This window comes from Pseudomonas sp. BAY1663 (assembly GCF_000582595.1).
GTDB lineage: Bacteria > Pseudomonadota > Gammaproteobacteria > Pseudomonadales > Pseudomonadaceae > Stutzerimonas > Stutzerimonas stutzeri_AF.
This window is the reverse complement of record NZ_AZSV01000001.1, coordinates 86,060-110,434: the sequence shown is the minus strand read 5'-3', so window position 1 is coordinate 110,434 and position 24,375 is coordinate 86,060. Positions and strand designations below refer to the sequence as shown.

General features: G+C 67.1%; 15 protein-coding genes and 3 pseudogenes. 14 read left to right on the top strand and 4 right to left on the bottom strand.

Annotation, left to right across the window (positions count from 1 at the left end; translation table 11 throughout):
- Positions 1 to 104 precede the first annotated feature (104 nt).
- The 8 genes and pseudogenes from BAY1663_RS00500 to BAY1663_RS00465 all read left to right on the top strand — a co-directional run bounded on the left by BAY1663_RS00500 (position 105) and on the right by BAY1663_RS00465 (position 8,875).
- Entirely contained in the window at positions 105 to 1,064 is a 960-nt protein-coding gene (locus BAY1663_RS00500; RefSeq protein ID WP_037036999.1) for a MoxR family ATPase, read from the top strand.
- Positions 1,064 to 2,029: a DUF58 domain-containing protein gene (locus tag BAY1663_RS00495; protein WP_037036997.1), complete on the top strand. Its 966-nt coding sequence runs from the start codon at positions 1,064 to 1,066 to the stop codon at positions 2,027 to 2,029. The genes BAY1663_RS00500 and BAY1663_RS00495 overlap by 1 nt, the downstream gene beginning before the upstream one ends.
- A complete protein-coding gene (locus BAY1663_RS00490; RefSeq protein ID WP_037036994.1) occupies positions 2,026 to 2,520 on the top strand; it encodes a DUF4381 domain-containing protein in 495 nt (164 codons plus the stop codon). Before BAY1663_RS00495 ends, BAY1663_RS00490 begins: the two co-directional genes overlap by 4 nt.
- Complete coding sequence (locus tag BAY1663_RS00485; RefSeq protein WP_037036993.1) at positions 2,513 to 3,532, top strand: VWA domain-containing protein; 1,020 nt, start codon at positions 2,513 to 2,515, stop codon at positions 3,530 to 3,532. The genes BAY1663_RS00490 and BAY1663_RS00485 overlap by 8 nt, the downstream gene beginning before the upstream one ends.
- Positions 3,529 to 5,229, top strand: coding sequence for a VWA domain-containing protein (locus BAY1663_RS00480; RefSeq protein WP_037036990.1), 1,701 nt, complete (start codon positions 3,529 to 3,531; stop codon positions 5,227 to 5,229). The genes BAY1663_RS00485 and BAY1663_RS00480 overlap by 4 nt, the downstream gene beginning before the upstream one ends.
- A pseudogene (locus tag BAY1663_RS00475) lies at positions 5,226 to 6,853 on the top strand (BatD family protein). Before BAY1663_RS00480 ends, BAY1663_RS00475 begins: the two are co-directional and overlap by 4 nt.
- Before the next feature lie 211 nt (positions 6,854 to 7,064).
- Complete coding sequence (locus BAY1663_RS00470; RefSeq protein WP_037036988.1) at positions 7,065 to 8,285, top strand: CmpA/NrtA family ABC transporter substrate-binding protein; 1,221 nt, start codon at positions 7,065 to 7,067, stop codon at positions 8,283 to 8,285.
- An 11-nt stretch (positions 8,286 to 8,296) separates the two neighbouring features.
- Positions 8,297 to 8,875, top strand: a complete 579-nt coding sequence (locus BAY1663_RS00465; protein ID WP_037036986.1) for an ANTAR domain-containing response regulator — start codon at positions 8,297 to 8,299, stop codon at positions 8,873 to 8,875.
- Between the two features lie 215 nt (positions 8,876 to 9,090).
- Here the strand turns inward: BAY1663_RS00465 and BAY1663_RS00460 are convergent, their stop codons facing one another.
- On the bottom strand, positions 9,091 to 10,032 hold the full coding sequence (locus tag BAY1663_RS00460; protein ID WP_037036984.1) for a 1-phosphofructokinase family hexose kinase: 942 nt from the start codon (positions 10,030 to 10,032) through the stop codon (positions 9,091 to 9,093).
- A gap of 352 nt (positions 10,033 to 10,384) precedes the next feature.
- Here BAY1663_RS00460 and BAY1663_RS00455 point away from each other — a divergent pair, with 352 nt between their 5' ends.
- Both BAY1663_RS00455 and BAY1663_RS00450 read left to right on the top strand, forming a co-directional pair.
- Positions 10,385 to 11,596, top strand: coding sequence for a NarK/NasA family nitrate transporter (locus BAY1663_RS00455; protein WP_037036981.1), 1,212 nt, complete (start codon positions 10,385 to 10,387; stop codon positions 11,594 to 11,596).
- A gap of 59 nt (positions 11,597 to 11,655) precedes the next feature.
- Positions 11,656 to 13,326, top strand: a complete 1,671-nt coding sequence (locus tag BAY1663_RS00450; RefSeq protein WP_037036979.1) for a bifunctional protein-serine/threonine kinase/phosphatase — start codon at positions 11,656 to 11,658, stop codon at positions 13,324 to 13,326.
- 33 nt (positions 13,327 to 13,359) lie between these two features.
- Here the strand turns inward: BAY1663_RS00450 and BAY1663_RS00445 are convergent, their stop codons facing one another.
- Positions 13,360 to 15,150 carry a bifunctional diguanylate cyclase/phosphodiesterase gene (locus BAY1663_RS00445; protein WP_256206490.1) on the bottom strand — a complete coding sequence of 597 codons (1,791 nt, stop codon included), beginning with the start codon at positions 15,148 to 15,150 and terminating at the stop codon, positions 13,360 to 13,362.
- 80 nt (positions 15,151 to 15,230) lie between these two features.
- A pseudogene (locus tag BAY1663_RS00440) lies at positions 15,231 to 16,858 on the bottom strand (methyl-accepting chemotaxis protein).
- Between the two features lie 221 nt (positions 16,859 to 17,079).
- Here BAY1663_RS00440 and BAY1663_RS00435 point away from each other — a divergent pair.
- A complete protein-coding gene (locus BAY1663_RS00435) occupies positions 17,080 to 17,427 on the top strand; it encodes a helix-turn-helix domain-containing protein (protein WP_256206489.1) in 348 nt (115 codons plus the stop codon).
- A gap of 431 nt (positions 17,428 to 17,858) precedes the next feature.
- Here BAY1663_RS00435 and BAY1663_RS00430 read toward each other — a convergent pair whose 3' ends face one another.
- Entirely contained in the window at positions 17,859 to 18,152 is a 294-nt protein-coding gene (locus BAY1663_RS00430; RefSeq protein ID WP_037036973.1) for a hypothetical protein, read from the bottom strand.
- Positions 18,153 to 18,677: 525 nt separating this feature from the next.
- Between BAY1663_RS00430 and nirB the strand changes: the two genes are divergently transcribed.
- The 3 genes and pseudogenes from nirB to BAY1663_RS00415 all read left to right on the top strand — a co-directional run bounded on the left by nirB (position 18,678) and on the right by BAY1663_RS00415 (position 24,300).
- A complete protein-coding gene (nirB, locus tag BAY1663_RS00425) occupies positions 18,678 to 21,134 on the top strand; it encodes a nitrite reductase large subunit NirB (RefSeq protein WP_037036969.1) in 2,457 nt (818 codons plus the stop codon).
- Positions 21,135 to 21,166: 32 nt separating this feature from the next.
- Positions 21,167 to 21,496 (top strand): nitrite reductase small subunit NirD, encoded by a 330-nt coding sequence (gene nirD, locus BAY1663_RS00420; RefSeq protein ID WP_037036966.1) that lies wholly within the window; start codon positions 21,167 to 21,169, stop codon positions 21,494 to 21,496.
- Positions 21,497 to 21,596: 100 nt separating this feature from the next.
- Positions 21,597 to 24,300, top strand: a pseudogene (locus BAY1663_RS00415) (molybdopterin-dependent oxidoreductase).
- Positions 24,301 to 24,375 lie beyond the last annotated feature (75 nt).

Genomic DNA, 24,375 nt, shown 5'->3' with positions numbered 1-24,375 from the left:
GCGCATCTCCCATAGCCCTCTGCGACAGTCTGTTGCAGAGAGCGGCAGCAAGCGGGTCCGCCGGCGCGGCGACCCGGCCACCGCCATCAGGAACAAGCGAGACGATGGATCACCGTGAATCGATAATCGCGTTGCGACAATTCCTTTCCACCCAGATTCTGGGTCAGGAACGCTTGATCGAGCGCCTGCTGATCGCCCTGCTCGCCGACGGCCACATGCTCGTCGAGGGCGCCCCCGGGCTGGCCAAGACGCGTGCGATCAAGGAGCTGGCCGAAGGCCTGGAGGCCGAGTTCCATCGCATCCAGTTCACGCCGGACCTGCTACCGGCGGACATCACCGGGACCGAGATCTACCGCCCGGAAACCGGCAGCTTCGTCTTCCAGCAGGGGCCGATCTTCCACAACCTGGTGCTCGCCGACGAGATCAACCGCGCCCCGGCCAAGGTGCAGTCGGCGCTGCTGGAGGCCATGGCCGAACGCCAGGTCAGCGTCGGGCGCAGCACCTATGACCTGTCGCCGCTGTTCCTGGTGATGGCCACGCAGAACCCCATCGAGCAGGAAGGCACCTACCCGTTGCCCGAGGCGCAGCTCGACCGTTTCCTGCTGCATGTGAAGATCGGTTTCCCGGACGCCTCGGTGGAACGGCGCATCCTGCAGCAGGCCCGTGGCGAGGCGATCAATGGCGAGGCGGCGCCGGAACATCGCGTCAGCCAGCAGGCGATCTTCGCCGCGCGCAAGGACATCCTCGGCCTGTACATGGCCGACGCGGTGGAGGAATACCTGGTGCAGCTGGTCATGGCCACGCGCACGCCGGCCAAGTTCGACGCCGAGCTGGCCGAATGGATCGCCTACGGCGCCAGCCCGCGCGGTTCCATCGCCCTGGATCGTTGTGCGCGTGCGCACGCCTGGCTCGCCGGGCGCGACTTCGTCAGCCCCGAGGACATCCAGGCGATGCTCTTCGACGTGCTGCGCCATCGCATCATCCTCTCGTTCGAAGCGGAGGCCGCCGGCATCGACCAGGACCGCGTCATCCAGCGCGTCCTCGACGTGGTGGCGGTGGCCTGATGCAGGCGCAGGCTCGCGACGCCGGGTTGCCGCTCGAAAACGAGGCTGGCGTCCGCGTGACCCTGGCCGAACTCATCGACATCCGCCACCGGGTCCGCGAAGTCCCGCTGTTCTCGACGCCGCACCGGCGCAGCCCGCTGGTGGGCCTGCACCATTCCAAGCTGCGCGGTCGCGGCGTGGACTTCGACCAGGTGCGCATCTACCAGGCCGGCGATGATGTGCGCACCATCGACTGGCGGGTCACCGCGCGCACCCAGGAGCCGCATACCAAGCTCTTCCACGAAGAACGCGAACGGCCGATCTACATCATCGCCGAGCAGAGCCGGCGCCTGTTCTTCGGCAGTGGCCGCGCCTTCAAGTCGGTGCTCGCGGCACGCGCCGCGAGCCTCATCGGTTGGGCGGCGCTGAACCACAACGACCGGGTCGGCGGGTTGGTTTTCGGTAGCGCCGAACAGCAGGAAATCAAACCGCGGCGCAGCAAGCAGAGCCTATTGCAGCTGCTGGACCGGCTGGCCAGGGCCAACCGCCAGCTGCACCCGCAAAGTCCCATCGACCCGGAGGCCTTCAGCCTCGCATTGCGCAGGGCACGCGAGGTGCTGCGCCCCGGCAGCCTCTCGGTGATTCTCTGCGACGAGCGAGCCCTGAGCGATGCCGCCGAGCAACAGCTGAGCCTGCTGGCGCGTCATGTCGACCTGTTGCTGCTGCCGCTGTTCGACCCACTCGACCACGCCTTGCCCGCCGCCGGCCTGCTGCGTTTCAGCCAGGACGACGCCCATCTGGAGCTGGATACCCAGGATGCCGCCCTGCGCCAGCGCTACCGCCAGCAAGGCGAAGCCCGCAGCGCCCGCTGGCAGCGACTGGCCGACCGCCTGCGGGTGCCCCTGATGCCGCTCGACACCCACTACGATCTGGTCGAACAGTTACGCGAGTATCTGAGCGTGCAGCACCCGAGCGCCCGGCCATGAACCCGCTCGACCAACTGGCGCCGCTGATCGAGCCGGCACCGATCTCCTGGTGGCCGCCGGCGCCTGGCTGGTGGTTGCTGGGGCTGCTGCTGGCGCTCGCCCTCGGGGCGCTCTGGCAACTGCTCCGTCATCTGCCGCGGCGCAAGCCCCGCACGGCGAGCGAACCGTCCTTGGACCCGCAGCGCCAGGAGGCCCTCGATGCGCTGGCGCGCCTGAGCAAGCCCTACGGCGGCCAGCCGGCCAGCCACTGGCTGCAACAGCTCAACGCCCTGCTCAAGCGGCTGTGTCGCATCCGCTACCCCGACGATCATCCGCATACGCTGAGCGGGCGCGCCTGGCTGGCATTCCTCGACAACCGCTGCCCGGCGGCCGGCCTGACCCGCTGGATGGTGCTGGTCGAAGGCGCCTACCGCGCCGAATGCCGGCTGGACGACAAGGCCATCGACGGCCTCGAGCAGGCCGTCGATACCTGGATCCGCAAGCATGTTTGAGCTGGCCTGGCCCTGGGTCTTCCTGCTGCTGCCGCTTCCCTGGCTGCTGCGCGGGCTGCTGCCGGCCGCCGACAGCGGCGAGGCGGCCCTGAAGGTGAGCTTCCTCGACGAGCTGCAAAGCCTTTCCGGCCGGCGCGCCCGCGTTGCCCTGCCCGCCTGGCGCCAGCAGTTGCCCTACCTGACCGTCTGGTTGCTGTTGCTGTTCGCCGCGGCCCGCCCGCAATGGCTCGGCGAACCCCTGCCGCTGCCCGTCAGCGGCCGCGACCTGCTGGTGGCGGTGGATGTCTCCGGCTCGATGGATTACCCCGACATGCACTGGGACGACGAGGAAATCACCCGCCTGGAACTGGTCAAGCGCCTGCTCGGCGACTTCATCGAGCAGCGCCACGGCGATCGCGTCGGCCTGATCCTGTTCGGCAGCAAGGCCTACCTGCAGGCACCGCTGACCTTCGACCGGCGCACCGTACGCATCTGGCTCGACGAAGCGCTGGTGGGCATCGCCGGCAGCAATACCGCCATCGGCGACGCCATCGGCCTGGCGGTCAAGCGCCTGCGCGAGCGGCCGGCCGACAGCCGGGTACTGGTCCTGGTCACCGACGGCGCCAACAACGGTGGCGAAATCGAGCCCCTGCTGGCGGCGACCCTGGCCGCCGAGGAAGGCGTGCGCATCCACACCATCGGCATCGGCGCCGATGCCGAGGAAGGCGGCGTACTCAGCCGTTTCGGCTTCAACCCCGGGCTGGAGCTGGACGAACCGACGCTGCGCGCCATCGCCGAGCGCACCGGCGGCGAATACTTCCGGGCGCGCACCAGCGCCGAACTCGAAGCGATCGGCGAAACCCTCGATCGCCTCGAGCCAGCCGCCCAGCAACCGACCCAGGCACGCCTCGCCGAAGCGCTATACGTCTGGCCGCTCGCGGCGGCACTGCTGATCAGCCTGCTGCTGGTGGCCACCAACCTGTGGAGCGCGCCGCTGCAGCGCCTCGCCTGGCGTCGGGAGCAGCGTCGATGAGCGACTGGCTGCCGCATCTGCTGCGGCCTTCCTGGCTGCTGGTCGTTCCGCTGCTGCTCTGGCTGCTGTGGCGCCTCTGGCATCGGCAGCGACAGGTCGGGCGCTGGCAACGCCTGCTGCCCGAGCCCTTCCATGCCGCCCTGCTGACCCGCGGCCGGCTGCGCAACAGCCGCCTGCCGTGGATCGCCCTGGGCCTGGCCTGGCTGCTGGCCGTGCTGGCGCTGCTCGGGCCCAGTTGGCAGCGGCTCGAGCAGCCCAGCCTGAAGCGCTCCGACCCGCTGGTCGTGCTGCTGGAACTGACCCCCGCCATGCTCGCCGGCGATGTCCCCCCGACGCGGCTGGACCAGGCCAAGCGCAAGCTGCTCGACCTGCTGGAAAGCCGGCGGGACGTGCAGACCGCCGTGGTGGTCTATGCCGGCAGCGCGCACACGCTGGTGCCGCTGTCGGACGACCTGACCACCACGCGCAACCTGCTCGCGGCTCTGCGCCCGGCGCTGATGCCCGAGCCCGGGCAGCGCGCCGACCTGGCGGCCGCCCAGGGCCTTGCACTACTGGAGCAGGCCGGCCAGGGCCAGGGCCGACTGCTGCTGATCGGCAGCAGCCTGGACGAACAGGAACGCAGCGGCATCGCCACGCTCATGCGCGGCCAGGGCCAGCGTCTGCTGATCCTCGGCGTCGGCACCGAACAGGGGGCGCCGATCGCCGGGGAGAACGGCAGTTTCCTCAAGGACGAACAGGGCGCGATCCTGATTCCCCGCCTCGACCATGCCGGCCTGCGCCGCTTCGCCAGCGAGCTGGGCGGGCGCTACCAGCAGGCGCGCCTGGGCGACGCCGACCTGATGGCCCTCGGCCTGCTCAATGCGACCGGTGCGCTGCTGCAGCACGACGATGTCACCCGCCTCGAGGCCTGGCTGGATCAGGGCCACTGGCTGCTGCTGCCCCTGCTCCTGCTGGCCGCCTGTGCCGGCCGCCGCGGCTGGCTGTTCTGCCTGCCGCTGTTGCTGCTGCAGCCGCAGCCGGCCAGCGCCTTAGAGATCGAGGATTTCTGGTTGCGCCCCGACCAGCAGGGCCGGCGCCTGCTCGAGGCACAGCAACCGGAGCGAGCCGCCGAACGCTTCACCGATCGCCGCTGGCAGGCGATCGCCCGCTACCGGGCCGGCGACTATCCCGCCGCGGCCAAGCTGTTCGCCGAAGGCCGCAGCGCCGCCGACCATTACAACCGCGGCAATGCCCTGGCCCGTAGCGAAGCCTTCGAGGCGGCCATCGAGGCCTACGATCAAGCGCTGGAACTGCAACCCGACCTGCAGGTGGCGCAGCGCAACAAGGCACTGGTCGAAGAGCTGCTGCGGCAACGCCAGCAACAGCCGCAGGAAGATTCTCGAGCCGCCGAATCGCAAGCCAGTGCGCAGCAACCGCAAGGAAGCACCGAGACCAAGCCGCCGCCACCGGAAAATGCCAACGACGAACCGCCCCGCGAGAGCCGCGACGATGCCTCATCACCAAGCCCTGCCGGCGAGCAACCGGACGAGCCGCAGCCGGCTGCCGCACGACCCCGGGGGCAGGACGAGGCGCTGCCCGACATGGAGCGCCAGCAGGCCACGGAACAATGGTTGCGGCAGATCCCGGACGACCCCGGCGAGCTGCTGCGGCGCAAGTTCCTCTACGAACAACGCAAGCGCCAGGAAGTGAACCGATGATGCGCCTGATGATTCTTCTTCTGCTCAGCGTGCTCGCCGCCCAGGCCGGCGCATCAGGCTGCTTGCCCGAGTGGACCGCACCCAGCTGAATATCGATGAAACCTTCGAGCTGAGCCTCGAATCCCAGGGCAATACGGTGTTCGGCCGGCCCGACCTGCAGCCCTTGGAACAGCTGTTCGAAATCTTCGACACACGCCAGGTCAACCAGTTGTCCAGCAGCAACGGCGAGACCCGGGCGATCACCCGCTGGCTGATCACGCTGCGCCCGCGACAGACCGGCTACGTCATCATCCCGCCGCTGCAACTCGGCGACTGGCGCAGCGAGCCGATCACCCTGCTGGTACAGGAATCGCGGGCCACGGATGCGAACGACCAGTTGGCGCCGATCTTCATCGATGCCAGCCTCGACCAGGACAGCGTCTACGTGCAGGCCCAGGTCACCCTCACCCTGCGCATCTATCACTCGGTCTCGCTGTACGACGACAGCAGCCTGTCGCCCCTGCAGATGCCCGACGCACTGGTGGAGCGCCTCGGCGAGCCACGCACCTACGAAAAGACCATCAATGGCATCCGCCATGGCGTCATCGAGGTGCGCTATGCGCTGTTCCCGCAGAAAAGCGGCGAGCTGGTCATCCCCGCCCAACTCTTCAGCGCCACCACCGTGGCGGCCGGCAACGACTCGCTGTTCGGCCCGCGCCCGGGCCGCTCGACCCAGGTCAGATCTCCGAGCATCCCGCTGCACGTCAAGGGCAAGCCCGCGGACTATCCCGCCGATGCCCCCTGGCTGCCTGCACGCAGCCTCACGCTGGTGGAAGCCTGGAGCCCCGAACCGGACCGGGCCCAGGCCGGCCAATCGCTGACTCGCAGCCTGCTGCTCAAGGCCGAGGGCCTGACCAGCACCCAGTTGCCAGCCATCGGCTCGCCGCAAAGCGCCGAACTGCGGCGCTATCCGGACCAGCCCAACCTCGCCAACGAAGTGGCCCCGTCAGGCATCGTCGGCAGCCGGGAACAACGCGAAGCGCTGATTCCCACCCGTAGCGGCAGCCTGCAGCTACCGGCGCTGGAAGTGGTCTGGTGGAACACCGTCGAGGACCGGCTGGAGCGCACTACCTTGGCCGAACGCAGACTGCAGGTCGCCGAAAATCCGGACCTGCTGCAGCCGCCAGCCGAACAACCGCTGGCAGCACAGCCGGGTGCCAGGCCGCCGCTGCTCTGGCCGTGGCAGCTGAGCACGGCACTGCTGGCGGCCAGCACCCTGGCCGGCTTCGCACTGTGGCTGCATGCACGGCGGCAACCGGCCGTGCAACGTGCCCTCCAGACCGGACCGACGCCGCGCAGCCTGCTCGACGACCTGCGCCGCGCCTGCCAGGCCAACGATCCCCAGGCCACGCGCCAGGCATTGGACGCCTGGGCACGCCAGCAACCGGAAACCCTCGCCGACATGGCCGCGCGCTTCGTACCGCTGTCCGACGCACTGGACGGCCTCAACGGCGCGCTGTACAGCGAAACCGGCCAGCGCTGGCAAGGCGAAGCGCTGTGGCAGGCGGTCCAGGCGCTGCCAGCGGCAGCCAACCCGGGCGGCGAACAGGAGCAAGGCGTCCTGCCACCGCTGTATCCACGCTGATACGGCATATCAGCGTGGCCTTTCACCCGCCCTGCAGGAGCCAGCTTGCCGGCGATCCGGCAAGGTAGAAGCAAAGCTCGCCAGCATGCCGGCGCCTACGGAATGCCTGCTAGCTGGGTCCAGCCCCTGGCATATCGCTTGCACGTTCACGGCAACCCCTGCGCCGCCATCCAATCCGCGGCGTATTCGCGCATTTCACAAGGCAGCCAGCATGACCGATTCCCCCATAGCGCCCCGCCACGATGCCCTGGCCTGGGTCGCCGGCAGCGACGCACCGGAAAAGAGCACGGTCAATCTCGGCTTCCTGCCCCTGACCGACGCCGCGTCGCTGATCGTCGCCGCCACCCAGGGCTTCGCCCAGCCGTTCGGCCTGACCCTCAACCTGCACCGGCAGAATTCCTGGTCGGGCCTGCGCGACAAGCTGATTGGCGGCGAACTGGACGCGGCCCATGGGTTGTACGGGCTGATCTATGCGGTGCACCTGGGCATCGGCGGCAGCCCGGCGGTGGACATGGCCGTCCTCATGGGGCTGGCGCAGAACGGCCAGAGCATCAGCCTCTCCGCACCATTGAAGGCCGCTGGCGTGACCACTCCCGAGGCATTGCTCGCCTGCGTGCGCCAAAGCGGTGCACGCATTACCCTCGCCCAGACGTTCCCCACCGGCACCCACGCCCTCTGGCTGTATTACTGGCTGGCCGCCTACGGCATTCATCCGCTGGAAGATGTCCGGACCCTGGTGGTGCCGCCATCGCAGATGGTCGCCCACCTGCGCGCGGGACGCATCGACGGTTTCTGTGCCGGCGAACCCTGGGGCGCCCAGGCGATCGCCGAGGATGCCGGCTTTACCCTGGCGACCAGCCAATCGATCTGGCCGGATCACCCGGAAAAGGTCCTCGGCTGCACCCGCGCGTTCATCGAGCAGTACCCCAACACCGCGCGCGCATTGGTGATGGCGGTGCTCGAAGCCAGCCGCTTCATCGACCAGAACCAGGAAAACCGCCGCAGCACGGCCCAGTTGATCGCCGGGCACGAATATGTCGACGCTCCGCTGGCCTCCATCGAACCGCGCTTTCTCGGCCTGTACCAGGACGGTCTCGGCAACGCCTGGCAGGACGCCCACCCCTTGCGCTTCTTCGCCGAAGGCATGGTGAACATGCCCTACCACTCCGACGGGCTCTGGTTCATGACCCAGCTGCGGCGCTGGGGCCTGCTGCGCGAGGACCCCGACTACCTCGCCGTCGCCCGCACGGTGCAGCAGACCGCCCTCTACCGGCAGGCCGCCAGTGCCCTGGGCATCGTCGTTCCCGAAAACCCGATGCGCACCGCCACCCTGATGGACGGCAGCCACTGGGACGGCAGCGATCCCGCTGGCTATGCCCGCAGCTTCGCCCTGCACGCCATGGCCGACAGCGCCGTGGCGCCGGCACCCTGAAGGAGATCGGCATGTTGCGCATTCTCCTCATCGACGACACCCCGCGTAAGGTCGGCCGGCTGAAGAACGCCCTGATCGAGGCCGGCTTCGAGGTCATCGAAGAATCCGGCCTGACCATCGATCTGCCCGAACGGGTGGAAGCGGTTCGCCCGGACGTGGTGCTGATCGACACCGACTCGCCCGGCCGCGACGTCATGGAGCAGGTGGTGCTGGTCACGCGCGACCAGCCACGGCCCATCGTCATGTTCACCGACGACAGCGACCCGGCCGCCATGCGCCAGGCGATCCGCGCCGGCGTCAGCGCCTATATCGTCGAGGGCATCCAGGCCCAGCGCCTGAAGCCGATCCTCGAGGTGGCCATGGCCCGCTTCGAGAGCGACCAGGCCATCCGCGCGCAATTGCAGGCACGCGAACAGCAACTGGCCGAGCGCAAGCGCATCGAACTGGCCAAGGGTATGCTGATGAAGATGCGCGACTGCAAGGAGGAAGAGGCCTATACCCTCATGCGCCGACAGGCGATGAGCCGCCAGCAGAAACTGATCCAGGTCGCCGAACAGATCATCGCGATGAACGAACTGCTCGGGCAGTGAAGGTGCCGGGCTGCAGGGCGTCCTGAAACCTGGAGCCCCCACCAGTTTGTAGGTTGGGTTGGACCTGCGAAGCCCAATGAGCGAGGCCCCAGGCGACACATTCGTAAAGATGGATTTTCCCCGGCGCGCGGGAACAGGCCTTGGCTCCGTGCGATGTCGGGCTTCGCCGCTGCGCGGCCCAACCCGGCCTACAACTGCAGCACATGGCGCAAGCCCTAGCGGTCCGAGCGGTCGAGTCCGGCAAGCAGCCGCTGCACATCCTCGCGGTGGCAAAGCTCGGTCCCCGGGCGCATCACCGTTGCGGCGCCGGCGGCAACGCCGCAACGCACGGCATCGCCGAGTTCACGCCCCTCGGCCAGCGCCAGGACGATGGCCCCGAGCATGCTGTCGCCCGCGCCCACCGCGCTGGTCACCGGAACCTGTGGCGAAGCTATCCGCTGCAGATACTCGCCGCGGGCGACCAACGCGCCCTCCGCGCCCAGCGACAGCACCACGATCTCGGCGCAGCCCCGCTGTATCAGGCTGCGCAGCGCCTCCTCCTGCTGGACCTCGCCTACCACCGGATAGCCCATCAGGCTGGACAGTTCGTTGAGGCTCGGCTTCATCAGGTAGGCCCCTCCCTGGCTGGCCGCATGCGCCAGGGGCTCACCGGACAGGTCCACCACCAGCCGGGCGCCGATGCGCCGCGCCAGCAGCACCAGCTCATCGAAGAAGCCGACGGCCACCCCGGGCGGAAAGCTGCCGCTGAGTACCAGATACTGCGGCGCGGGATGCAGTGCCGCCACGGTATCCAGGCAGCGCTGCAATTCCTCCGCCGCGAGCGACGGCCCGGGCAGCACGAAACGGTATTGCAGCCCCGTCTCCAGCTCGTCCACGGTGAAACTTTCCCGCGTGTCGCCCCTGATCGGCACCGGCCTGTGCACCAGGCCGAGTTCGTCCAGCGAACGCTGCAGCAACTCGCCAAAGGGGCCTCCCGAGGGATAGATGGCCAGCGCCTTGCCGCCCAGCGTCTTGACCACCCGCGCGACATTGATGCCGCCGCCCCCCGGATCATGGCGTGGCAGCGAGCAACGCAGCTTGTCGGTACTCACCACCCGGGCCGTACCGACCGAAAGATCCATCGCCGGGTTGAGGGTCAGGGTCGCAATAAAGGGCATCGCTCGTTCCTCGTTTGGCCTGCCAAGCCTATCAGCAACCGCAGCGGTCGCGCTTGCCTGCCCCGATTTGGCCCAGGGATGCGCGTTATTCGTGCAGCGGCTCGCATCATCGCCCCGCGCACTGCTCGCCATACCCCCATGCTTCGCGGTATTCGCAAGGCTGGCACGCTAGATGCTTGATCGTTTCCACGGCAGGCCAACGGCGGTCTCCGCTACACGACAAAGGCGTCGCAAACACCCTGCCCCGGCAGGCGTGCTGCGACGCCTTTTTGTTTTTCCGCCCCGCTGCCGGGGCAGGTCTGAGCTGCATTCGCGGGCATTGCCGCGCAACGAACGCCCTGGAGCCGATCCGATGAACACGAGTTTCTGGAAAGCCGGCCACACGCCGACCCTGTTTGCATCCTTTCTCTATTTCGACCTGAGCTTCATGGTCTGGTATGTGCTCGGCCCACTGGGCGTGCAGATTGCCGCCGACCTCGGGCTGACCACCCAACAACGCGCCTTCATGGTCGCCACGCCGATTCTCGCCGGCGCGGTGCTGCGCCTGGTGCTGGGGATCCTCGCCGACCGCACCTCGCCCAAGACCGCCGGCCTGATCGGCCAGGGCGTGGTGATCGCAGCCCTGGCCGTCGCCTGGCTGCACGGTATCCACAGCTACGAACAGGCCTTGCTGCTGGGACTGTTCCTCGGCATGGCCGGCGCTTCCTTCGCCGTCGCCCTGCCGCTGGCCTCGCAGTGGTATCCGCCCCAGCACCAGGGCAAGGCGATGGGCATAGCCGGGGCCGGCAACTCCGGCACGGTGCTGGCGGCGCTGTTCGCCCCGGTGCTGGCCACCCTGTTCGGTTGGAACAATGTCTTCGGCCTGGCACTGATTCCGCTGAGCCTAACCCTGATCCTCTTCGCCAGCGTGGCGAAGAACGCGCCGAACCGTCCCGCGCCGAAGGCGCTGGCCGACTACCTCAAGGCCCTCGGCGATCGCGACAGCTGGTGGTTCATGTTCTTCTACAGCGTGACCTTCGGCGGCTTCCTCGGCCTGGCCAGCACCCTGCCTGGCTACTTCCATGACCAATACGCCTTCGACCCGGTGAAGGCCGGCTACTACACCGCCGCCTGCGTCTTCGCCGGCAGCCTGCTGCGCCCGCTGGGCGGTGCGCTGGCCGATCGCATCGGCGGCATCCGCGCGCTGCTGGTGATGTATACCGTGGCCGCGCTTTGCCTCGCCGTGGTGGGCTTCAACCTGCCCAGCGCCACCGCCGCCCTGGCACTGTTCGTGGTCGCCATGCTCAGCCTCGGTGCCGGCAATGGCGCGGTGTTCCAGCTGGTACCACAGCGCTTCAACAAGGAAATCGGCGTGATGACCGGCCTGGTCGGCATGGCCGGCGGCATCGGCGGCTTCCTGCTGACCGCCGGCCTGGGCGCGATCAAGCAATCGACCGGGGATTACCAGCTCGGCCTCTGGCTGTTCGCCAGCCTCGGCGTGCTGGCCTGGTTCGGCCTGCATGGCGTCAAGCAACGCTGGCGGACCACCTGGGGCTCGGCGGCCGTGACGGCTGCGCGGGTTTGAATCTACTGTAGGCGCACGCAAGTTTGCTCGCGCCTACACCAACCGCATCGGAAGCCCGCATGCCCTTGCAACTCAGTTACGGCGAAGCCAGCGCCGCCGGGCCACGTCCGGAGAACCAGGATGCGATCCGCATCGTCACACCGGCGCCTTCGCTGGCAACCGGCAAGGGCTACCTGTTCGCCCTCGCCGACGGCGTCAGCCAGTGCGCCGACGGTGCGCTGGCCGCCCACACCACCCTGCAGGCACTGGCTTTCGATTACTACGCGACCCCCGAGACCTGGGCCGTGGCGCAATCGCTGGATCGCGTGCTGGTGGCGCACAACCGCTGGTTGCAGGCCAATGGCGGCGGGCCGTTGCTGACGACGCTGACCGCCCTGGTACTACGCGGCCGACGCTTCACCCTCGCCCATGTCGGCGATTGCCGCGCCTACCGCTGGAACGGCACCCAGTTGGAACGTCTCAGCGAGGACCACGTCTGGGAACAGCCGAACATGCAGCACGTGCTCAAGCGCGCGCTGGGGCTGGACCAGCACCTGCTGATGGACTACCTGGACGGCGACCTGCACGAAGGCGACTGCTTCGTACTGCTGAGCGACGGCGTCTGGTCGAGCATCACCGAGCAGGATCTCGCACACGTATTGCACGACCAGCCGGACCTGCCCGCGGCGGCCCGCGCCCTGGTCAATCTCGCCCACCAGAGCGGCAGCCAGGACAATGCCAGCGCGCTGCTGCTACGCGTCGACAGGTTGCCCGAGGCCGTGCTGGCGGACGCCCTGGCGCAGCTGGATCATTGGCCGCTGCCGCCACGCCTGCGGCCCGGCCAGGCGTTCGAAGGCTGGCAGGTCGAGGCGCTGCTGGCCGAGTCCAGGCAATCGCTGAGCTATCGGGTGCGTGACGCGCAAGCCCAGCCCTGGCTGTTGAAGACGCTACCGACGAGCCGCCAGGACGAACACGAGGCCGCGCCCGCCCTGCTGCAGGAGGAATGGTTCCTGCGCCGGGTCGCCGGACGCAGCTTCGCCGAAGTCCACCCGCTGCCGCAGCGCCAGCATCTCTATTACGTGCAGCGCGAATATGCCGGAACGACGCTGGCGCAGCGGTTCCAGGCCCAGGGCCCCATGCCGCTCGTCGACTGGCTGCAGCTGGCGCCGCGGCTGATCCGCGCCGTGGGCATGCTGCACCGGCGCAATATCCTGCACCGCGACATCAAACCGGAGAACCTGCACCTGGGCGAGGATGGCGAACTGCGGGTAGTGGATTTCGGCCTGGCCTTCTGTCCGGGCCTGTCGCGCGACCTGCCGCACCAGTTGCCTGGCACGCCCAGCTTCCTTGCCCCCGAGGCCTTTGCTGGAGAAGCACCAGGCACGGGCCACGATCTCTACGCCACCGGCGTGACGCTCTACTACCTGCTGACCGGCCACTATCCCTACGGCGAGATCGAGCCGTTCCAGCACCCGCGCTTCGGCAAGCCGACACCGCCCAGCCGCTATCGCCCGGACGTGCCCTCCTGGCTGGATGCGCTCCTCGAGCAGGCCGTGGCAGCGGACCCACGGCAGCGTTTCGAGACGGCGGAGCAATGGCTGCTGCAACTGGACCAGGGCGAACGCCAGGCGCAGAACCCTCGACCGCGGCCGTTGCTCGAGCGCGAACCGCTCAAGGTATGGCGCAGCGTGGCACTGCTTTCCCTGTTGCTGAACCTGGCGCTGCTGATGCTGCTGGCGCGGCTGTCCTGAACGGCGAAGATCGGCCCTGCGCGCCGGAAGTCCTCAGTCGGGAACGATGGCATCGGCAAGGCACCTGGCCTGCCCAGCCCTGGAGGCCAGCCACGCCTCCAGCTTCGCGGGAGGCAGCGGCGCGGAGAAGAGATAGCCCTGCCCGACCCGATACCCCATCCGGGCCAGGATGCACCGCTGCGCCTCGGTTTCGATCCCTTCGGCCACCACCGACAATTGCAGGCTCTCACCAAGACGCAATACCGCATCGCTCAGGGTCCGGCTGGCCGCATCGCGCTCCAGATCGCAGACGAAGGCGCGATCCAGCTTGAGCTCCTGAACAGGCAGACGGTGCAGGTGGCTCAGGCTGGAAAAGCCGGTGCCGAAATCATCCATCGACAACGAGACACCCTGGGCGTGAATCTCCTGGAGGGTGGCCAGGAACACGGGAGTGGTGTCCATCAGCACGCTTTCGGTTATTTCCAGCGTCAGCTCGGCGGCCAGAACTCCATGCTGGTCGAGCGCGCGCGCAACGGTCGCCGGCAGCTCGGGGTTCTGGAAGTTGGAAGGCGACAGGTTGACCGATATCGTCGGAACCGCCAGCCCGCGGCGGCGCCATTCGGCCAGTTGGCGGCAGGCTTCGTGCAGCACCCAGCGCCCGAGTTCGTCTATCAATCCGCACTGCTCGGCCAGGGCAACGAAGTGGGCGGGCGAGATATTTCCCAGTTGCGGATGATGCCAGCGAGCCAGCGCCTCGACCCCGCGCAAGCGGCCATCCTCGAAGCAGACCTGTGGTTGGTAATGCAGCCGCAACTGGTTCTGTTCGATGGCCATGCGCAGCGCATCTTCCAGCGCCAGGTCCTGAGGCGAACGCATCTGCTCCTCGCTGAAGAAACAGTAACGCCCCAGGCCACAGGCCTTTGCCCGCTGCAGCGCGATGTCGGCGCGCTGCAGCAGCGTATCGATCTCCTCGCCGTCGGCGGGAAACAGGCTGATGCCCAGGCATGCCGACAGCACGAGCGGGACATCGGCGATCCGGCAAGGTCGGTTCAGGATCGACAGCAGCCGCTGTGCCGATGCGGCGGCCTGCTCGGCATCGCACCAGGGCAACACCAGTGCGAAGGTATCCGCCGAGAGATGGGCGACGATGTCGCAAATACGCTGCTCCTGCCCGAGGCGCTGGGCGACCAGGCCCAGCAACTCATCCCCGCCGGTTCGGCCGAGGCACTGGTTGATCCGCTGGAAACGGTCCAGATCGACCAGCATCACGGCGAGCGGGCGCTTGTCGCTGCGCGCCTGGACCAGTGCCTGGGCGGCCCGGGTCCCTAGCAGGCTGCGGTTGGGCAATCCGGTCAGGTCGTCGTAGAACGCCAGCCGGTCGATACGGGCACGGTTTTCCTCACGCTCCAGGGCCAGCGCGCAGAGCGGCAGGCAGGTCTCGATCAGTTGCCGGTGCAGCGGGGTCGGCGCCGCCGTTTCCTGCGGCTGCACCGCGAGCACGGCGAGCACCCGGCCATCGCCGGCCTGTATCGGCGCCGCCCAGAAGCGGCTCGTGCCCCGCGATGCGGCGATGGCATGCAGGCTCCGGGGCACGGCCACATCGATAGCGATTGGCGCCGTGCAACCGTACAGACAGTCACCGGCCAGGCCCTCCAGCGCCTGGATCTGCCGTGCGGACAGGCCGGAGCCGGCCAGAGGGCGCAACGCCCCCTGCTCGTCGATGCGCAGAATGAAGGCCATCGCATCCGGCGCTATGCGCTCGATCTCCTGGCAGATCAGGCTCGCCTGCTCCGCCAGGGGGGCCGCGCGCAACAGGCTGGCGATTGCCTTCCCGGTAAGGTCCATGAGTTCGCGTGCGCTTGGCATAGGACGATTCGCTGTGATTTGTGGCCGGATGTAGGGCGGATCGCGGCTGGCAGCAGGCCCTAGAGCTTGAAGTGCATCACCATCTCGTTGAGTTCCACCGCCAGGCGTGACAGCTCGTTGCTGGCCGCGCTGGTCTGGTTGGCGCCTGCCGCGGCGCCGGTGGAAAGGTCGCGGATATTGATCAGGTTGCGATCCACCTCGCGTGTCACCTGGGCCTGTTCCTCCGCCGCGCTGGCGATCACCAGGTTGCGTTCGCTGATCTGCATCACGCTCTGGAAGATGTCCTCCAGTGCCTGGCCGGCGCTGCGAGTCGAATCCAGCGAGGACTGTGCCCTGCGGGTGCTGGTCGTCATCGACCCGACGGCCTCGTCGGTGCCGTTGCGGATGCGACCGATCATCTGTTCGATCTCGCCGGTCGATTCCTGGGTTCGCTGGGCCAGGGTGCGCACCTCGTCGGCGACCACGGCGAAGCCGCGCCCGGCCTCACCGGCACGTGCAGCTCGATGGCGGCATTGAGCGCCAGCAGGTTGGTCTGCTCCGATACGGCACGGATCACATCGAGCACCTTGCCGATGCTGTGTGCCTGCTCGGCCAACTCCCGCACCAGTTGCGAAGTGACCTCGATGTCCCGGGTCATCGCTTCCACCTCGGCGAGGGTGGCCTGCACCTGGACGCGGCTCTGCTGCGCCAGCTCATTGGAATCATTCGAAGCCTGCGCCGTGGACACCGCATTGCGCGCCACTTCATCCACGGCGGTGGTCATCTCGTTCACCGCGGTCGCCGCCTGTTCCAGCTCCTGGTGCTGTCGATGCAATCCACGATTGGACTCCTCGGTGACGGCACTGAGCTCTTCGGCAGCCGAGGCCAGTTGGTTCGAGGAATTGGTGATCCTGCCGATGGTTTCCCGCTGGCTTTCCTGCATGCGGGCGAGCGCAGCGAACAGCACGCCGATCTCGTTGGTCGAACGCACCTCGATCCGGCTGGTCAGGTCGCCGCCGGCGATGCGGCCGAAGATGCTGCCGACCTCGCGCAACGGAGCGAACACACGGGTGGCGATGAACCACCAGCAGCCGGCCGCCAGCAACAGGGTGATGGCGGTCAGCAGGATGGCTTCGGTCAGGGCCAGCGCATAACGGTCGCGGGCATCCTGCATGACGGCGGTGATATGCGCCTCCATCCGCTTCTCATAGGACTGCAGCACCTTGTCGAAATCGTCGTTCGCCGCCCGGGCCGTCAGGTTGACTTCGATGTAGCGACTCTGCGAGCCGCCTTGCAGGGCCTGCAGCTGTTCGTCCAGCGCCGCATGGTAAGCGGTGAACGCCTGTAGCAGCTCCTGCTCCAGGCTCTGCCAGGACACCCCGGCGCTGTTTCCGCTGAATGCATCGAAGGCGCTCTCCGCCTCGTCGACCAGTCTCCGGGTGATGGCCAGTGTGGCCTGGGCCTTGTCCAGTTCCCCGGCAGTGGTTTCCAGGAACGCCCCGGCCATGCCGACGCGGGCGCGCAACAGGCGGGCATAGGCGCGCTGCAGTTGGTCGTTGCGCTCGATGCCTTGCAGATACAGGTTCTGAATCTGCTCCATGCTGATCTTCGCGCCTCTCCAGGCGGTGAAGGTCGACACCAACAAAGCCACGATCAGCGTGCAAAGAACGATCGATATTCCTGTGCGTATTTTCAGGTTGGCCAGCATTCCCTTTCTCCCCACGAAAAACTCCAAGCGGCGCTCTAGATAGCACGTTGACAGCACAACTATCGCTCTCGGCTGTGACAGGGGTCAACAGGAAAATGACATATAACGTCTATCATGTAGACGCTAAACGTCCTTCGCTTGTGGAGCTTGCGCTCAGAAAATAACTCAAAACGTCATATGAAATGACGTGAGAGGCCAAGCGAATGAAGGACAGAGGACTGGTGTACGAAGTAGGCGCGACGATCGCCATCCGCCGCAGAGTGAAAGGCCTGACCCAGGCACAGGTAGCAGAAATCATGGGCGTCGAGAAGGAAACGATCAGCCGCATGGAAAACGGAGTGATATCACCGACACTGCCCCGGCTGCAGCAGATCGCCGAAATCCTCGAATGCTCGCCGAGCGATCTTTTCCGCAGCGGCCCCGCCAAAGCGGCCGACCACGCTCAATCCATCGGGGAAATGATTCAGGACCTGCCCGAGAACGAACGGATGCTGGTGGTGAGCTTCGTCAGCGAAGTGGTCAAGGTGTTCAAGGCCAGAGGGACTGCCTGTGGCGATGACGAGGAATAGCCTGTAACCGGCAGGCCGCACACAGGCCGGGCCGGGCCAGCTCACCTGAAATCCGCAGCATCAAGCCCACCTCGCACCTGGCATCACGTTCGCCGGGCTTCGCTACGCTCACCCCGACTTGCGAAGCTGGCGTTTCCGGCACCTGTATGCACCCAAGCGTCGCTCATTGCACGAGGATGCCGAAGCCTGCGCGATGGGTTCCGGTTCGCAGGGTGGGCAATGGCGAAGCCTTGCCCACGCGCGACGCGGATCATTCTTTTGCCCACCGTAGGAGGAGCCCGCTTGCGGGCGATCGGACGCAACGCCGATGATCGCGGCAAGGACTCGGCGTCCTCCCGGTCTCCTACGGGTGCGGTATGCACACAGCGGCTTGCTCGGGGAATGATCTGAGGCCGCCCCTGAAACCCGTGCAGACCACTAGCGTCGGACGATCAGCCCTGGCGTGCCACACGCGTCAGTTCGCGGATGCACTCTTGCAGCGCCTCCGCCGCAGGTGCCTGGATCACCGCCAGGTCGAAGCTGTCGTTGGCGAAACGCGCCAACGACTCATCCGCCGCCGCGAACTGCACGAGCAATGCCCTGGCTTTGCCGTTGCGACGCGGCCAGCCGTCGAGATAACGCAGCAGAGACGGCTGGTGGGCGCCGCCGAGGAGAACTTTCGAATGGGATCGGAACGGCCCGCTGGTGATCGGGGCCAGGCGCAACTGGGTATGCTTCACGTTCATGCTGTTCGACTTCCGCCTCGGGGATTCCGCTGGGCAGCGGTGGGAGGCGACACCGGAACCAGCGCTTTAGCGGTATTTCGAAGCCATCGGCTCCAGGCGCCCCGCAAGTAGCTGACTAAATCGGCGCATGGACCGAACTTTAGGAAGCCGACCGCCGGCTGTCAATCGCCAATATTCCGTCCGAGCACCCGCTGCGCTGCCATTGGCGCCCCCTAGGCGCCCCGGAACTTGCACCATGACGGCGCAAGCCGCTGCATAACGGTGCGCCACATATCCCGCCCTGGCGTGAGTGATCGCATACAAACCCTTGAAAACAAAGGTTTTGCCAAGTTGGCACAGCCTCTGCAATGCGAATGGCGAAGAACATACGACCTGACCCTCAACGTGGAGCGGCAGGTTTCCCGACTGAGCGGGACACGGACAAAGGCGTCCTCACTGGGTAACCAGTGGGACGCCTTTTTTGTTGTTGAAATTTTGGTGCCGGAGCAACGGCAACCAGCAGACCGACCCGGTGCGGAGAACGGCATGAAGAAACTCAAACTGGTGATGATCGGCAACGGCATGGCCGGCGTGCGAACCCTCGAGGAGCTGCTCAAGCTCACCTCCGAGCTCTACGACATCACGGTGTTCGGCGCCGAGCCGCACCCGAACTACAACCGCATCCTGCTTTCCCCCGTCCTGGCCGGCGAGCAACAGTTCGAAGAAATCGTGCTCAATGACCTGAACTGGTATGCCGAGAACGACATCCGCCTGATGCTCAATCGCAAGGTGGTGAAGATCGATCGCGCCCGGCGCCGGGTCATCGCCGACGATGGCAGCGAAGCAGAATACGACCGCCTGCTCATCGCCACTGGCTCCAACCCGTTCATCCTGCCGATCCCCGGCAACAACCTGCAGGGCGTGATCGGCTACCGCGACATCGCCGACACCCAGGTGATGATGGAGACCGCCAAGACCCACAAGCATGCTGTGGTCATCGGTGGCGGGCTGCTCGGCCTCGAGGCGGCCAACGGCCTCAAGCTGCGCGGCATGGACGTCACCGTTGTGCACATCGGCGACTGGCTGATGGAGCGCCAGCTGGACAAGACCGCTGGCACCCTGCTGCAGACCGCGCTGGAAAGCCGGGGGCTGAAGTTCCTCCTGCCCAAGCACACCGCCGAGCTGCTGGACAATGGCGAAGGCCGCGTCTGCGCGGTCAAGTTCAAGGACGGCGAGGTGATTCCCGCCGACCTGGTGGTGATGGCCGCCGGCATCCGCCCCAGCAGCGAGCTGGCCGAACAGGCCGGCATCCCCTGCAACCGCGGCATCCTGGTCAACGACACCCTGCAGACCTACGACCCGCGCATCTACGCTGTCGGCGAGTGCGCCAACCACCGCGGCATCGCCTACGGCCTAGTCGCCCCGCTGTTCGAGCAGGCCAAGGTCTGCGCCAACCACCTGGCAATGCTCGGCTTCTCCCGCTACCTGGGTTCGGTGACCTCGACCAAGCTCAAGGTCACCGGTATCGACCTGTTCTCCGCCGGCGACTTCATCGGCAGCGAAGGCACCGAGACCATCACCCTCTCCGACCCCATCGGCGGCGTCTACAAGAAGCTGGTGATCAAGGACGACGTGCTGGTCGGTGCCTGCCTCTACGGCGACACCGCCGACGGCGGCTGGTACTTCCGCCAGGTGCGCGAAGGGCAGAACGTCAGCGAGATCCGCGACCACCTGATGTTCGGCGAGAACGCCATCGGCGATGCCGGCCATCAGGGCCAGAACAAGGCCATGTCGATGCCCGACGACATGGAGGTCTGCGGCTGCAACGGCGTGTGCAAGGGCACCATCGTCAAGGCGATCCAGGAACACGGGCTGTTCTCGGTCGACGAGGTGAAGAAACATACCAAGGCCGCCAGCTCCTGCGGCTCCTGCGCCGGGCTGGTCGAGCAGATCCTGATCAACACCGTCGGCGGCGCCGCCGACGTCAAGCCGAAGAGCGAGAAGGCCATCTGCGGCTGCAGCGACCTCAACCACGGGCAGGTGCGCAAGGCGATTCGCGAACACCACCTGACCAGCATTCCGGCAGCCATGGCCTTCATGGAATGGCGCACGCCCAATGGCTGCGCCACCTGCCGCCCGGCGTTGAACTACTACCTGATCTCCACCTGGCCGGGCGAAGCCAAGGACGATCCGCAGTCGCGCTTCATCAACGAACGCGCCCACGCCAACATCCAGAAGGACGGCACCTATTCGGTGGTGCCGCGGATGTGGGGCGGCGTCACCAATGCCGCCGAGCTGCGGCGCATCGCCGACGTGGCGGACAAGTACCAGGTGCCGATGGTCAAGGTCACCGGCGGCCAGCGCATCGACCTGCTGGGCATCAGGAAAGAAGACCTGCCGGGCGTCTGGAAGGACCTGGACATGCCCTCCGGCCACGCCTACGGCAAGTCCATCCGCACCGTGAAGACCTGTGTCGGCAGCGAATTCTGCCGCTTCGGCACGCAGAACTCGACGCAGATGGGCATCGACCTGGAGCACGCGCTGTTCAACATGTGGTCGCCGCACAAGGTCAAGCTGGCGGTCTCCGGTTGCCCGCGCAACTGCGCCGAATCCGGCATCAAGGACGTCGGCATCATCGGCGTGGACTCCGGCTGGGAGCTGTACATCGGTGGCAACGGCGGCATCAAGACCGAGGCCGGCGAGTTCTTCGTCAAGGTCCGCACCGCCGAGGACGTCATGGAATACAGCCTGGCGTTCCTGCAGCTCTACCGCGAGGAGGCCTTCTATCTCGAACGCACCGTGCACTACCTGCAGCGCGTTGGCATGGACCACATCAAGAAGGCCGTGCTGGACGATGCCGAGCGGCGCAAGGCGCTGCACCAGCGCCTGCTGTTCTCGCTCTCCTTCGAGCAGGACCCGTGGCAGGAGCAGCTCTCCAAGCCACAGCTGAAGAAGGAATTCGAGCGCATCGCGGTCAAGCAGCTGGAAACCGAAAACGCCTGAATATTTGCGGCTTTACCGACTGGAGAAACGACATGAACTGGCTCGATATCTGCGCACTGGATGAGATCAACCCGCTCGGCTCGCGCATCGTCGCCGGCCCCAAGGGCGACATTGCCATTTTCCGCACCTCGGACGATCAGGTCTTCGCCCTCGACGACCGCTGCCCGCACAAGGGCGGTCCGCTGTCGCAGGGGATCATCTACGGCAAGCAGGTCGCCTGCCCGCTGCACAACTGGCAGATCGACCTCGAAAGCGGCGAGGCGCTGGCCCCCGATGTCGGCTGTGCGCATCGCCACGAGGCGCGCATCGAGAACGGCCGCGTGCTGCTGGCGCTGAACATGCGCGGGGAATGCGCAGCGTAGGCTGGGCAACGCTCCGCTTGCCCACCAATTTCTTCGCGCGATGACGGTGGAAAACGCTACGCGGTTTTCCACCCCACGATAACCTCCTGGAGACGACGCCATGCGTATGACAACCGCCTCGACCTGCTGCTACTGCGGTGTCGGCTGTGGCGTGCTGATCGAGCACGACGGCGAGCGCATCCTCGACGTGGCCGGTGACCCCAAGCATCCGGCCAACTTCGGCAAGCTCTGCAGCAAGGGCTCGACCCTGCACCTGACCGGCGATCGCGATGCCCGCGCGCTGTATCCCGAGCTGCGCCTGGGCAAGGCCCTGGCCCGCAGCCGGAGCGACTGGGACAGCGCCCTGGAGCACGCCGCCAACGTATTCGCCGAGACCATCCGCGAGCACGGCCCGGACAGCGTGGCCTTCTACGTCTCCGGCCAGTTGCTGAGCGAGGATTACTACGCCTTCAACAAGCTGGCCCGCGCCTTGGTGGGCACCAACAACATCGACTCCAACTCGCGGCTGTGCATGTCCTCGGCGGTGGTCGGCTACAAGCGCAGCCTGGGCGCCGACGCCCCGCCCTGCTCCTACGAGGACATCGAGCAGAGCGATTGCCTGCTGATCGCCGGCAGCAACATGGCCTACGCGCATCCGGTGCTGTTTCGCCGCCTGGAGGAAGCCAAGGCGCGGCGGCCGGAGATGAAGATCATCGTCGTCGATCCGCGGCGCACCGACACCTGCGAGCTGGCCGACCTGCACCTGGCGATCCAGCCGGGCACCGACGTCGCCCTGTTCCATGGCCTGCTGCACATCCTGATGTGGGAAGGCTGGATCGACCGGCGCTTCATCGATGCCCACACCGAAGGCTTCGACATCCTGAAAAGCCTGGTGCGCGACTACAGTCCGGCGATGGTCGCCGACCTCTGTGGCATCGCCGTCGAAGACCTGCAAAGCTGCGCGCGGCTGATCGGCAGTGCGCCCGCGTTCCTCAGCCTCTGGTGCATGGGGCTGAACCAGTCCACCGCCGGCAGCGCCAAGAACAGCGCGCTGATCAACCTGCACCTGGCCACCGGCCAGATCGGCCGCCCCGGCGCCGGCCCCTTCTCCCTCACCGGCCAGCCGAACGCCATGGGCGGTCGCGAAACCGGCACTCTGGCCAACCTGCTGCCGGGCCATCGCGACGCGGCGAACGCCTCCCACCGCAGTGAAGTCGCCGACCACTGGGGCATCGAGCAGTTGCCGAAGAGCCCCGGGCTGTCCGCCATCGAACTGTTCGAGGCGGTACGCGACGGCAGGATCAAGGCGCTGTGGATCGCCTGCACCAACCCGGCACAATCGCTGCCGGACCAGCAGAAGATCCATGAAGCCCTGGCCGCCTGCCCCTTCGTGGTGGTCCAGGAAGCCTTCTTCACCACCGAGACCTGCCGCCACGCCGACCTGCTGCTGCCCGCCGCCAGCTGGGGCGAGAAGGAAGGCACGGTGACCAATTCCGAACGTCGCGTCAGCCATGTGCGCCGCGCCGTACCGGCGCCGGGCGAGGCGCGCGCCGACTGGGCGATCACCTGCGATTTCGCCCGGCGCCTGGAGCGCCGCCTGCGCCCCGGCCAGCCGAGCCTGTTCGCCTTCGACAGCGCCGAAGCATTGTTCGAGGAGTACAAGCCGCTCACCGCCGGCCGCGATCTCGACTACAGCGGCCTGAGCTATGCGTTGATCGACGCCCTGGGTCCGCAGCAATGGCCCTTCCCGGCCGGCAGCGAACAGGGCACCGCGCGGCTTTATGGCGACGGTGCGTTCCCTACCGCCAATGGCCGGGCGCGCTTTATCGCCGAGCAGTTCCAGGCGCCGAAGGAAAAGCGCGAGGCGCGCTTCCCGCTCACCCTCAACACCGGCCGCCTGCGCGATCAGTGGCATGGCATGAGTCGCACCGGCACCGCGGCGCGGCTGTTCGGCCATGTCGAGGAAGCGCTGCTCGGCATGAGCGGCGACGACATGCGTCGGCGGCGCCTGCTCGATGGCCAACTGGTGAAGGTGAAAAGCCGGCGCGGCAGCCTGATCCTGCCGGTACAAAAGGACGACAGCCTGCGCACCGGCCAGGCGTTCCTGCCGATGCACTGGGGCGATCGCTTCCTCAAGGGTCTGGGCAGCAACGTGCTGACCCTGGCCAGCGTCGACCCACTGTCGAAACAACCCGAGCTCAAGCATGCCGGCATCGAAGTCGAGCCGGTCGAGCTGCCCTGGCAATTCTTCGCCCTGGTGGAAGGCACGGTACAGGAACGCTTCGAGGCGCTGCGGCCGTTGTTCGAGCGCTTCGCCTATGCCAGTTTCAGCCTCGGCGGGCGCGAGCGGCCGGCGCTGCTGATCCGCGCCGCCGGCAACACGGCGCCTGCCGCCGCGGAACTGGAAACCATCGACCGTCTGCTCGGCCTCGACCAGGGCCCAGTGCTGGCCTATGACGACCCCCGCCGCGCCGTCGGCAAGCGCGTGCGCATCGAGGACGGCCGCATCGTCGCCCTGCGCCTGGCCGGCGAGACCGCCGCACGCCAGTGGCTCAGGGCCTCTGGGAAAACGGCACGGCCGACGCCGAGCTGCGCCGCTGGCTGCTCGCCCCGCTCAGCGCGCCGCCTGGCGGCACGGCTGCCGGCAGCGAACGCACGCTGTGCAACTGCATGAACGTCAGCCAGAGCGCGGTCCGTGCCGGCATCGAGCGCGGTCTCGACCTCGCCGGGCTCAAGCAGGAACTGGGCTGCGGCACCAGCTGCGCTCGTGCGTCCCCGAGATCAAGCGCCTGCTGGCCAGCCAGCCGGCGCCGGCGCATCCGTAGCTGGAAACACGCAGGGCTTTTCATCCGATACAAACTCCCGCGCGGTCAACGCTTCGCGGTTATCGACCCAACACG

What these genes read in the sequence shown, in the direction of transcription:
- BAY1663_RS00455 (WP_037036981.1), top strand. Translation starts at nt 10,385, where the DNA reads ATGAACACGAGTTTCTGGAAAGCCGGCCACACGCCGACCCTGTTTGCA.
- BAY1663_RS00480 (WP_037036990.1), top strand. Translation starts at nt 3,529, where the DNA reads ATGAGCGACTGGCTGCCGCATCTGCTGCGGCCTTCCTGGCTGCTGGTC.
- BAY1663_RS00430 (WP_037036973.1), bottom strand. Translation starts at nt 18,152, where the DNA reads ATGAACGTGAAGCATACCCAGTTGCGCCTGGCCCCGATCACCAGCGGG.
- BAY1663_RS00500 (WP_037036999.1), top strand. Translation starts at nt 105, where the DNA reads ATGGATCACCGTGAATCGATAATCGCGTTGCGACAATTCCTTTCCACC.
- BAY1663_RS00495 (WP_037036997.1), top strand. Translation starts at nt 1,064, where the DNA reads ATGCAGGCGCAGGCTCGCGACGCCGGGTTGCCGCTCGAAAACGAGGCT.
- BAY1663_RS00485 (WP_037036993.1), top strand. Translation starts at nt 2,513, where the DNA reads ATGTTTGAGCTGGCCTGGCCCTGGGTCTTCCTGCTGCTGCCGCTTCCC.
- nirD (WP_037036966.1), top strand. Translation starts at nt 21,167, where the DNA reads ATGAACTGGCTCGATATCTGCGCACTGGATGAGATCAACCCGCTCGGC.
- BAY1663_RS00490 (WP_037036994.1), top strand. Translation starts at nt 2,026, where the DNA reads ATGAACCCGCTCGACCAACTGGCGCCGCTGATCGAGCCGGCACCGATC.
- BAY1663_RS00465 (WP_037036986.1), top strand. Translation starts at nt 8,297, where the DNA reads ATGTTGCGCATTCTCCTCATCGACGACACCCCGCGTAAGGTCGGCCGG.
- BAY1663_RS00460 (WP_037036984.1), bottom strand. Translation starts at nt 10,032, where the DNA reads ATGCCCTTTATTGCGACCCTGACCCTCAACCCGGCGATGGATCTTTCG.
- BAY1663_RS00445 (WP_256206490.1), bottom strand. Translation starts at nt 15,150, where the DNA reads ATGGACCTTACCGGGAAGGCAATCGCCAGCCTGTTGCGCGCGGCCCCC.
- BAY1663_RS00470 (WP_037036988.1), top strand. Translation starts at nt 7,065, where the DNA reads ATGACCGATTCCCCCATAGCGCCCCGCCACGATGCCCTGGCCTGGGTC.
- nirB (WP_037036969.1), top strand. Translation starts at nt 18,678, where the DNA reads ATGAAGAAACTCAAACTGGTGATGATCGGCAACGGCATGGCCGGCGTG.
- BAY1663_RS00450 (WP_037036979.1), top strand. Translation starts at nt 11,656, where the DNA reads ATGCCCTTGCAACTCAGTTACGGCGAAGCCAGCGCCGCCGGGCCACGT.